We start from the raw sequence: 8,658 nt of genomic DNA on the forward strand, positions 1-8,658 counted from the left end.
GGAATATATTCATGGCTTATAAATTTTCAAAAGTGGATAAAGAATTTAGAAAATTAAAAAAAACGGAAATTGAATTTTTGAAAAGTCAGGGATGTATTTCACAGTCTTGGGATAAAATACTTATAAAAAATGTCGATTTGAACAGAATAAAAGATGTTTCGTTTCATGGAAAAATAAAAATAAAAGAACTTAACGGAAATGTTTCTTATCATAATAATGTTAAAGTCGAGGCTTCGATTACGCGAGCAACTTTAATCGATGTGATTATAAACGGAAATGTATATATAAATAATGTCGGAAGGCTTATTGCAAATTACGAAATAGAAAGCGGAGTTATAATAGAAAACGCGGGCGCGATTTATATGGAAGGCGAAAGCAGTTTTGGAAACGGAGTAGAAACTTCGCCGATTATGGAAGGAAACGGAAGAAGCGTCAAAATATTTAATAGACTCAATTCTCATATCGCTTATATAGTCGCAATGTATAGACATAATTATCTTATGCGGGAAAAAATAAATAAAATTATAGAAAATTATTCTTCTTCAAAAATTTCAAAATTCGGACTAATAAAAAAACATGCTAAAATAATAAACGCGAGACTGATAAAAAACGCTCATATAGACCCTTATACGACAATAGAAAATACGGACGAAATAAATAATACTACGATAATAAGCACGAAAGAATCTCCTTCGTATATAGGAACTTCGGTAATATTGAAAGACTGCATCGTTTTGAAAGGCGCTCATATAGTGGACGGAACGGTTATAAAAAAAGCGTTTATCGGAGAGGGAGTAAAATTGGGAAGACAATTTTCATGCGAAGATTCTTTATTGTTTGCAAATTGCGAAGGCGAGCATGGAGAGATGTTTTCTATATTTGCGGGACCTTATACCGTCACTCATCATAAGGCGACTTTATTAATAGCGAGTCATTTTTCTTTTTTTAACGCGGGAAGCGGAACTAATCAAAGCAATCATATGTATAAACTCGGACCTTATCATCATGGTTTTATGGAGCGAGGATGCAAAACTGGAAGCAATTCCTATATTCTTTGGCCCTCTCGTATTGGCGCTTTTTCTACAGTCATAGGCGCTCATTACGATAATGTCGATTCTTCCGATTTTCCATTTTCTTATATAACCGAACATGGCTATCATCAAACGAGATTAATTCCAGCTCTTAATCTTTTCGGAGTAGGGCTAACAAGAGACGAAAATAAATGGATTGATAGAGACAGAAGAACGGGCGATAAAAAAGATTTGATTATATTCGAGGTTTTCAGTCCTTATACCGTTTCTAAAATGATTAACGCCGAAAAAATTTTGAAAGATATAAAAAAAAATATAAACGAAAGTAAAGATGATTTTGTAACATATAAGAATATGATAATAAAAATTTCTTCTTTAGATAAATATTCTCAAAGATATTCGATTGCGATAGATTTGTATTTATGCGGTAAATTGCTTGACTTTATTAAAAATTCTAAAAATGTAGACGATATAATTAAAAATTTGAACTCTGAAAAAATTTATAAAGAATGGGTTGACGCGGGCGGACTTATATGCGCAAAAGAAAAATTGGATAATATTATTAAAGATATTGAAAATGAAAAAATAAATAATATAGAATCGATTTTAGAGGCTTTTAAGAAATTATACGATAATTATTATTCTGACGAAAAATCTTGGGTTATCGATACGATTAAAAAAAGATATTCTATAAAAAATGCGGATAAAGAAATAATAATAAAAATCTTAAAAGAATATATTTCGCTTTTAAAAACTTCTTACGATATTTTATATAGAGATGCCGAAAAAGAATACGATATTTCAAAAATGGTTAGCTGCGGAATAGACGATAAAAATGTTATGGAAGAAGATTTTAAAGCGATAAGAGGAACTGTAGAAGATAACGCTTTTGTAGTGAAATATAAAAACGATATGGACGAAAAAATAAAAGATATTAATAAAATAATAGAATTGTTGGACAAATAAAAAAGGAATTTTAATGAAATTATATTCTCTGTCTTTTAAATTAGATTTCGGATTTGAAGATATACTGGAAGCGATTATTGAAAGCGGAAAATTGGATATATTGGGTTATAATATCGAATATCCTAAACCTAAAAACGATAAAGAAGAAAATGAAATAGCGATAGTAAATATATATAATGAAAATAATGAAAAACTTGAAGACAATTTTAATATTATAAAAAATAATTTGGATGTTGATTATTCTTATGAAGTAAAAGAACTCGAATCGGAAGAATATTTAACTTCTTATATGGAATATCTCAAACCTTTTAAAATCGGCGATATAACTATAGTTCCTAATTTGAAAGATTATTATGACGATTTGGAAGAACCCGTTTTATATATTGCAAAACAATACGCTTTCGGTAGCGGAACTCATGAAACTACTTATTTGGCTTTGGAAACGATTAATGAATATTCTTTAGAAAACGATATAAAAACAAAAAGTATTGCCGATATTGGATGCGGAAGCGGAATATTATCTTTATTTAGTCATAAGCTCGGCGCAAGAAATATAATTTCTGTCGATATAGACAGCGATGCCGTTAACTGCGCTTTAGATAACGCGAAATATAATAATATAAATTTAGATAATGTTATTTTGGGAAGCGCAAAAGATTTGAATAATATAAATTTGAAATTCGATTTGGTTGTTGCAAATATAGAAACCGATATATTGATAGAAATAATGGCGGAATTGAAAAAATTATTAAAAGAAAATTCTTATTTAATATTATCTGGAATTTTGCTTGAAAAAGAATCTTATATTAAAAATTCAATAAGAGAAAACGGATTAAAAATTATAAATAGAAAAAGAAAAAACGACTGGGTGGCTTTATTATTAAACTTATAAATTATTAATGTTGACTATAAAATATGGTATGATATAATGAAGTTATAATTAATTCGTTATTAAAATTTGGCAGAGGTTTTTGTGGATATATACGATTTGGTTAATGAACCTGAAAAACAACTCGAAGTATTTTCCGATATAATAAAAAAAATGAATAATATCGGCGATTATGAAGAAACTTTGGTAAATATATTATCCGAAATAAAAAACATAATGCTTACCGATACGATTTTATTATATTTGATTGACCAGGAACTTTATAATTTGAATTATGAAATGTCTATCGGACCTTTGGGAAGTAAATTTTTCGGTTCTATAATAGACGGAGAAAAACCTTTGTCGGTTCGAGCTTATACGACTTCGGCGTCTCTATATTCCAATAATCCGCAGGACGATTCGGCTTTTATTCCTATAAAAGAAATTCTTGTAGAAGATTTAAAAAATATATTATTCGTTCCTCTTAAAGCGAGAAAAAAAAATATAGGCGCTTTATTTTTAATAAATAAAAAAGACGGAAAATTTGTAGAAAACGATACGATTATAATGTCGCTATTGTCAAATATAGTTTCTTTGGCTCTTATAAATAAAATGACTTACGATAAAGGACAATCGAGAGCTTATGAAGTCGGCGCTTTATACGAAATGTCCGTTTCAATAAATAAATGCGAAACCATAGAAGATATTTTAAATAATAATATAAGTATAGTTTGCGAGGCTTTCGAGGCGCATAGAGTTTCTATAATTTTGAAAGACGAAAAAGGAATGTTTAGATTCAAAGCTGGAATAGGAATTGACGAAGAAGTTCTTAAATACGGCGTTATAACTACGGAAGATAATGTTTTAGGAGAAATATTAAAAACTAAAAAATCTGTTTATTCCGTAAGCGTTTCAAAAGATTATAGATTTAAACCGAATAAAACTTTGAGATATACGCGGGACAGTTTTATCGCATCTCCGATAATCGGAAAGGATGACGATATAATAGGTTTTTTATGCGCGACTGAAAGAAGTATAAATAAGGCTTTCAATTTAAGCAATTTAATGCTCCTTGAAATGCTCGCTCAGCAAATATCCGAAAATTATATGCATGTGTTTTTATCGGAAGAATCTAAAATAAAACAGTCTTTAACGGAAGAAATTAATTATACCGAACAGCTTCAAAAGAGCATTCTTCCGAGTGAATTTCCAAATAAAAAATTATTCGATGTCGCTGCAACAAGCATTCCAAGTAAAAATATCGGCGGCGACTTTTACGATTATATGAAACTTAAAGAAGGAAAATATGCTTTAATTATAGCGGATGTTTCGGGCAAAGGATTAAACGCCGGATTTTTCATGGTTATGACGAGAAGCGTTTTAAGAGTTTACGCGTCTCAAATTGATAATCCCGCGAAAATTTTAGAACAGACAAATAAACATATATTTTACGATTCAAAAAAAGGAATGTTCGTTACCTGCTTTTTGGCTATAATCGACACAAAAAATAAAACGATTACTTACTCGAACGCGGGACATATTCCGCAGTATCTGGTTAAAAAGGCTTTGGTAAACGAAGATTATATAACAGAAATGTATGTCGGCGGAAAACCTTTGGGATTTGTGGAAAGTCCTTCATATAAAAATAAAAAAATATCTTATTCAAAATCGGACACTATAGTAATGTTCACGGACGGGGTCACGGAAACATTTAACGAAAATAACGAAGAATACGGAGAAAATAAATTAAAAGATATTCTTAAAAACGAATACGATAGTTCGAGCGAATTATTAAAAGATATAGTTGACGAAACGATTTATTTTAGAGCGGACGCTCCGCAGTTTGACGATATAACGCTTTTGATAGCAAAATTTTTGTAATTCTATAATTTGTATTTTATATCCGAATAAAAATAACCTCATGCTTTCGCATGAGGTTTTAAAAAGTGTATTATAATTAAAAGGCACTCTAACCTTTTTATGGAAGAGAAAGATTTTGAAAAAATGCATATTCATTTTATAAAACCGTATATTAAGCAATTCGACAAATTATTACTTAAAATTAATTATAAATTATATTTAAAATATAGCAAATAGTTTAAATCTTTATATAATAATCAAGTGCAAGACTCGCAAATTTCTTCTATTTCAAAATTCGATTTAGGAGTTTTCATATAATACAAAGTTTTAATACCCAAATCCATCGCGTATTGAATATCGTCCCAAAGTTCTTTTGCCGACTCGGGTTTAATATAATAAAGATTTACCGACTGCGACTGGTCTATATATCTCTGTCTAACCGCCGCAAGTTCTATAATATTTTTCGGAGGAATTGTCCAGCATCTTTGATAATAATCTCTATTCTTTTTAAGATTCGGAGCTAAACTCGGCAAAGTCTGTATTCCTTCTTCAACAAAAAACAAATCGACTATAGGCTCTATGCTTTCCGTTGCCGACACGCTTTTTCCCGAAGTCGCCGTAGGAGCGATTGCGCCATGAAAAGAAAAACGAACGCCGTAATTTTTTATATCTTCGGCAAGTTTATCCCATTTTTCAGAATTGGTTTCCACATTAAGAATATTTTTTTTATTATTCAAAATCGACAAATGAAAAGGAGTTTTTCCTTCTTTCCATTTTGATTCGTAAAAAGTTTTATAAGGTCCGCGCTCTTTTGCCAAAATATTAGAAGCCTCGTAAATATGATAATACAAATCGTCAAAAACTTTATTTGTAAATTCTATCGCTTCTTTGTCGGTATATTTTAATTTATTTGACGCCAAAAGATTCGCGTAATTTATAACGCCAATTCCTATCGGGCGATTTTTTTTATTTGCCACTTCGCCTTCTTTTACGGGATAAAATTGAGTGTCTATTATATTGTCGCATCCTCTCAATAAAGTATAGCAGAAAGATTTTTTCTTTTCGGGTTTGAAATTAATCCAAGACATCAAATTTACCGAAACCAAATTGCATATTCCAATCTCTCCGCTTTTTTTTCGCTGAATTATCTCGTAAGTTCCGTCTTCGTTTACCACATATTTTTCTTCGATGAGTTTTGAAGGAAATGAAGGAATTACAATTTCCTGACATAGATTTGAAGCGCCGACAAATTTATTTACCATATTTTGTTCGTTTATATTATCAACGAAAGTTAAATATACATTTCCCGTTTCTTGACGAACTTTTAATATTTGAAATAATAATTCTTTTGCTTTTATTTTTTTCTTTCTTATTGAAGATTTGCTCTCATAATAAACATAAGCGATATTGAAATTTTCTCCGTATTCTTCGTTGAGCAGCGGAGTTTCTTTAGGGTCGAATAAAGTAATATACTGGTCTTTATTTACTCTCTCTCTGAAAATATTGCTAATCCTTATAGAATAAACTAATTTTCTCGCTCTCGTATCTTCCGTTCCGCCCGCGTCTTTAAGCATTACCAAATCCATAACATCCATATGCCACCAAGGAAAAGTTATAACGCATGCGCCTTTACGAACTCCGCCTTGATTGAACGATGAAATTGTCTGCTCGACTCTTTTTATAAACGGAATCGGTCCGTCCGAACGTCCTCTGTTTGTTTGAATCGTAGAACCTGAAGCCCTTATAAAAGAAGCATCGTAGGCAATTCCTCCAGAAAATTTTGAATATAAAGCCATATTTCCATCCGTTTGATTTAAACTCCAAGTGTCGTCATCGGGAGTGTTTAATATGCAGCTTGCAAGCTGGGCTTTTATAGTCATGCTGTTCGCTATTCTCGGCGTGGCAAAAGTAATTTCATGTTTTGAAAGCATATCGTAAGTTCTTTTTATATATTTTAATCTGTCGTTTCTGCTTTTTTCAAACATTCCTTTATTTTCGCCTTTATATATATCGTCATAGAAAGAAAACATCGCCGCAACCATATAAGTTATTTGTGGGAGTTCCAATTTTTTATTTCCAATCGATTTGCAATATTTTCTATTGAATATGGCGAGTCCCTTATAAGTAAAAAGCAAATCTCTATCAGGCTCTATCATAGAATTAATTTTATCCAATTCTCTTTCGGAAAAATGTTTTATTATTTCTTTATCGTATATTTTATATTTCAAGCCTTTTTTTAAGAAAGTTTTTATATGCGGATAGCTTCCGATTTTTTTGAGTCCCGCCGTTTCTTTATATATTTTCATTAAATAAAGTTTTTCGGCTATGGTATCGTATATCGGATATAGCGGACTTATTTTATTAACCGCAGTATTTATAAGCTCGTCATATAAAACTTCGATTTTCATTTTATCGTTAATTTTTATATTAAGCCCTTGAAGTAAAGCGTTTGTGAATACTTCTTTATTGTCAGTAGCCCAGTTTATTACTTTTTTTAATTTTTCTTCGTTGAAAGGCTCTTCTCTGCCGTCTCTTTTTATAATAATATGTTTTTTGTCTTTAGTTAATTCTATCATAATCTGCCTCGTAATTATAAATCGTTTTTAAGCGTCCCTTTTTGATAAGATATATTTGACGCTTCCTGTAAAGCCGCGTTCTGTTTATTTATATCTCTATAAGTATTGAACCAATCAATTATATCAGATTTTTTTTCTTTCAAATATTCCGTTTCTATTCCAATATCTCTCAATCGAATTCCCGCCCAATATCTAATAAAATGTTCGCTTATAGAAGAATTGATTCCAAGAACTTCTTTTTCGTCAAATAAATATCTCGCCCATTTAATCTCTTCGGCAACCGTATAATCCGTCATTTCTTTAGCCGTTTTATCAAACCATCCGTTATCGAATAAATGTTTGAATCCTTGATTTCCGTCTCTTCTCAATATCGACAAAATATTTTTTCCCGTAGGAACATGAACATTTAACTCGTCATGCGCTATAAGTTTTATCGTTTTTGTAAATCCGCTAATCGCATCGCCGTAGCTGTTGTTTATCGTAAAAGTCACCAAAAATGAAAAAGGAAATTTTATACTTTCAAGCAAATATATTCCCGTAAGTAATTTCAAAACCGCCTGCTTCTTTTCATCCAAAGTAGCATTTGAAGTTTCTATATTGCATAAAGTATCAACGCAGTCAAAAAGTTCAACTTCTTTTTCCATTCTATGTTTTACAAATTCGTCATTATAAACCAAGTCCAAAGTTTCCGTAGCCTGCTGAGCGAAAACTTCCGAAAGTCCGTAAGAATAGGATTCGGCATGAATAACTTCTTCTATCGCTATCCTCGAATATAGAATAGACCAAATCGAACTTGAGACTATTCTATTTAAAATTGACGCAAAACCGCTTGTCACTCCGCTATCCATTAAAGTTTGATAAGCGATATTTAATTTAAACGCTCTTTGCGCGTCTTCGGGTAAAGTCGAGAATCTCGTTTTATCCGATTTATAATCGACTTCTTTTGAGAACCAAGTATTTCCTTCGCTTGCTTCTTTTAATTTTCTTGCAATCTCGTGACTTATTGAGTCGATTCTTATATAATGTCCGAAGTCTCCAAAAAATATTTTTTCAGTTTCGGGTTTTTTAGTTATATCAATTACTTTCATTAAAAATACCTCTTTATTAGTAGTAAATAAACGATTAACATAATTTTGAATTTATATTTTATTTATATTTTTTAATTTGTCAAATTTGCCGTTTATTTTATTAGATTTGATATGAAATGATAAAATTATATATTAAATAATTGATAGGTTATGATAACTTTATAAAATATAAAGATAAATTCAGGTTATAAATAATTTTAATTCAAAAATTTTTATTACTTTTTCTTTCCATTGATTTAAACTGTTGAAATATTTTCCAATCCATGTTA

At 30.5% G+C, this 8,658-nt stretch carries 5 protein-coding genes; 3 read left to right on the plus strand and 2 right to left on the minus strand.

Going from position 1 to position 8,658, the window contains the following annotated elements; all coding sequences use genetic code 11:
* Positions 1 to 11 precede the first annotated feature (11 nt).
* The 3 genes from ACR0QS_RS08100 to ACR0QS_RS08110 all read left to right on the plus strand — a co-directional run bounded on the left by ACR0QS_RS08100 (position 12) and on the right by ACR0QS_RS08110 (position 4,746).
* Positions 12 to 1,997 carry a DUF4954 family protein gene (locus tag ACR0QS_RS08100; RefSeq protein WP_432632941.1) on the plus strand — a complete coding sequence of 662 codons (1,986 nt, stop codon included), beginning with the start codon at positions 12 to 14 and terminating at the stop codon, positions 1,995 to 1,997.
* A 13-nt stretch (positions 1,998 to 2,010) separates the two neighbouring features.
* Positions 2,011 to 2,889, plus strand: a complete 879-nt coding sequence (locus ACR0QS_RS08105; protein WP_432632937.1) for a 50S ribosomal protein L11 methyltransferase — start codon at positions 2,011 to 2,013, stop codon at positions 2,887 to 2,889.
* A gap of 81 nt (positions 2,890 to 2,970) precedes the next feature.
* Positions 2,971 to 4,746: a GAF domain-containing SpoIIE family protein phosphatase gene (locus ACR0QS_RS08110; RefSeq protein WP_432632938.1), complete on the plus strand. Its 1,776-nt coding sequence runs from the start codon at positions 2,971 to 2,973 to the stop codon at positions 4,744 to 4,746.
* 236 nt (positions 4,747 to 4,982) lie between these two features.
* Here the strand turns inward: ACR0QS_RS08110 and ACR0QS_RS08115 are convergent, their stop codons facing one another.
* Together ACR0QS_RS08115 and ACR0QS_RS08120 are read right to left on the minus strand one after the other, a co-directional pair.
* Positions 4,983 to 7,301, minus strand: coding sequence for a ribonucleoside-diphosphate reductase subunit alpha (locus tag ACR0QS_RS08115; protein ID WP_432632939.1), 2,319 nt, complete (start codon positions 7,299 to 7,301; stop codon positions 4,983 to 4,985).
* A gap of 14 nt (positions 7,302 to 7,315) precedes the next feature.
* On the minus strand, positions 7,316 to 8,389 hold the full coding sequence (locus ACR0QS_RS08120; RefSeq protein ID WP_432632940.1) for a ribonucleotide-diphosphate reductase subunit beta: 1,074 nt from the start codon (positions 8,387 to 8,389) through the stop codon (positions 7,316 to 7,318).
* Between the last annotated feature and the right edge of the window lie 269 nt (positions 8,390 to 8,658).

This window comes from Brachyspira sp. (genome assembly GCF_050873525.1).
Taxonomy (GTDB): domain Bacteria; phylum Spirochaetota; class Brachyspiria; order Brachyspirales; family Brachyspiraceae; genus Brachyspira.